Annotated in this window: 1 protein-coding gene and 1 pseudogene; both read right to left on the reverse strand. The window is 69.8% G+C overall.

What is annotated here, in order from left to right; translation table 11 throughout:
- Nucleotides 1-223: 223 nt before the first annotated feature.
- Complete coding sequence (locus FXN61_RS54025) at nt 224-541, reverse strand: neutral zinc metallopeptidase (protein ID WP_246293333.1); 318 nt, start codon at nt 539-541, stop codon at nt 224-226.
- Between the two features lie 5 nt (nt 542-546).
- A pseudogene (locus tag FXN61_RS54030) lies at nt 547-1,328 on the reverse strand (hypothetical protein); the annotation flags it as partial.

Below are 1,328 nucleotides of genomic sequence, written 5' to 3' on the forward strand. Positions count from 1 at the left end.
GCCCTGGGGCGGACGCTGCCCGAGTGGTGCGGGCATCGGTGGCGGGCCGACCGGGCGTGGCGGCGGCCAATTGCCCGGCGGCGGTGGTTGCGTCATCGCCTGCGGTCCCCCCATTGGTGAGCCTGGGTCGGGTACGAGCATAGGCGGACAGAGATCGCGCGTCCCCCGACCGGGCTAACGCGTTCCGTCCACGTTCTTGAGACGCGCGGGCCGGGGGATCGGTTCACGAGACGTCCGCCGAACTCGCCGCCCAGGTGTTGCAGGCCTTCATGTCGTTCTGCTTGTGGCCGTGCATCACCCAACGCTGGTTGTTGGGGGCACTGCCATGGTCTGGCGTGCGGTTGTAGTCACCGCGTTGGCCCGCGTCCTGCAAGCCGGTGTTCACGACGTCCATCGGCACGACGTTCTTGTGCGAGAACGGGGCCAGCGTCATGCCGCCGATGCAGGTGGCCTGAAGCTCCAGCCTGCGGTTGAGCTCCAGGCCCTTCGGCGTGTCCCAGCCGCCGACGTCGTACTGGGCCTGGTCGGCGGCGCGCAGCATGCCGGTCAGCCACTGGACGTGGTGGCCGTACTCGTGGCTGAGCTGACCGAGGTAGACGCCGGGGTGCCGGGTCGTGCGCCCTCGTTCGCGTAGAAGTTGCCGGGCCAGTAGATGACGCCGCGGCAGAACATCGCGGTCGAGTTGGCCTGGCGCGAGCCGCACGGCGTCTGCGTGGTGCCGGTGAAGACCTGCAGCTCGACCGGCTGGTACGGCAGGTTGGCCGCCTTCAACGCCGGCTGCCACGCCTTCTCGATGCACGGCAGCGCGGCCGAGAGGAACCGCTCCTCGCCCGCCGGGTTGTACTCCATCTTCGGCAACGGGCACGAGGGGAAGTCGTTCGCCCCGACCCCGGTGGTGAAGATCGGGTGGTCGGCGAGCTTGTAGATCGCCTTCGGGCCCGCAGGGGTCGAAGGCGTGGTCGAGGCCCGCGTCGACGAGGTGCGCGTGGACGCCGTCGTGGTGGTCGTTGCCGCCGTCGTACTTGTGTAGGAGTAGGTCGGGCTGTAGGTCGTGTAGTTCGAGTAGCCCGTGTCCTTCACCTTGCTGTTCAACGTCGCCGCGAAGACGCCGACCGCACCGAGCCCGAGGATCACGACGCCACCCAGCACCAGCGCGAGGATCGGGCCGTTGCTGCTCTTCTTCTGCGGCGGCATGACCGGATACGGCGCGAACCCTCCGGGTTGCCGGTGGCCCCAGGTCGGCTGCGGCGGCGGCATCACTGGACGCGGCGGTGGCAGCGGTGCGCGTCCGGGCGGTGGACCGTACGGGGGCGGACCCATCGGGGGCG

The sequence above is a fragment of the Lentzea indica genome (assembly GCF_012184385.1).
Classification (GTDB): Bacteria; Actinomycetota; Actinomycetes; order Mycobacteriales; family Pseudonocardiaceae; genus Lentzea; species Lentzea indica.

Excerpts from the sequence above, each read along its gene's own strand:
- FXN61_RS54025 (WP_246293333.1), bottom strand. The coding sequence starts at position 541 with ATGCTGCGCGCCGCCGACCAGGCCCAGTACGACGTCGGCGGCTGGGAC.